Annotated in this window: 1 pseudogene; it reads right to left on the bottom strand. The window is 56.5% G+C overall.

What is annotated here, in order from left to right:
* Positions 1-37 precede the first annotated feature (37 nt).
* Positions 38-913: pseudogene (locus tag PG887_RS22465) on the bottom strand (DDE-type integrase/transposase/recombinase); the annotation flags it as partial.
* Positions 914-1,001: the final 88 nt, after the last annotated feature.

Below are 1,001 nucleotides of genomic sequence, written 5' to 3'. Positions count from 1 at the left end.
ATGAGCGTTCACATTGGTCCGGAAATGGTGTTCACGTTGAATCGGAATTGGTGTTCATGATCGGCCGGAATATGCACTCATACCAGGTCGTCCTCCCCTTGATACGGAAGTGTTCATCCAGCAGTGTGCGATGCAGCCGTTCGATAAAGCCGTTGCTCTGCGGCCTGCGTACCTTGGTTGTCCGGTGCTCAATCCCCTCCAGTTGCAGGAACAGCTCGTAGGGATGGTGGTCAGGACGTCCACAGAACTCGCGCCCGTTATCCGACAGGATGGTATAGACCCGTGCCTCGTGGGCCTCGAAAAACGGCAGTACCGTTTCATTGAGCACATGAACCGAGGTCACCGGCAGCTTGCTGGTGTAGAGCCGTCCCCAGGCGTGGCGGCTATAGCAGTCCAGCACGGTTTGCAGATACACCTTGCCAACCCCCTTGAGCGCGCCGACGAAGAAGGTGTCGACCGCCACCAGTTCTCCGGTGTAGTGAACCTCAATCTGGCGTTCGCGAAACTCGGGGCTGAAGCGTTCGAGCAGGCGAATCTGCTCGTCATTGAGCTCAATGGTCTGCTCCCGGTGAGTTTTCTCAAGGCGCAGCAAGCGGTCGTGTTTGGAGAGCAAGTCGTGCCGTTGCCACACGCCACGCACACCGCCCGCACTGACATTGATGCCTTGCAGAGCCAGTTCTTGCGCGACCCGCAGCGGGCCATGAGTTGGTCTGGTGAGGGAGTAATCGAGGATAGCCTGTTCAATCTCGGGAGCGACCCGATTGGGATGAGCCCCTTTACAGCCGGGCAATTTGTCGAGCAATCCCTCGGCGCCATAGGTCTGGTAATTACGGCGAATTTCGTAGAACTGCTGACGGCTGTAGCCGATGAGCTTGCAGGCTTTGCTGACATTATTGAGCTCTTTGGCGAGCTCTTTGGCGAGCTCTAGGCTGTGTTCTCAAAATGCTGGTTTTCTGTCCACACATAACTCGCGCAAGTAGCGAAGGCAGAAAGCCAGTTTG

The organism is Aeromonas sp. QDB14 (assembly GCF_027707845.1).
GTDB classification, from domain to species: Bacteria; Pseudomonadota; Gammaproteobacteria; order Enterobacterales; family Aeromonadaceae; genus Aeromonas; species Aeromonas caviae.
This window is presented reverse-complemented; position numbering and strand designations above follow the sequence as displayed.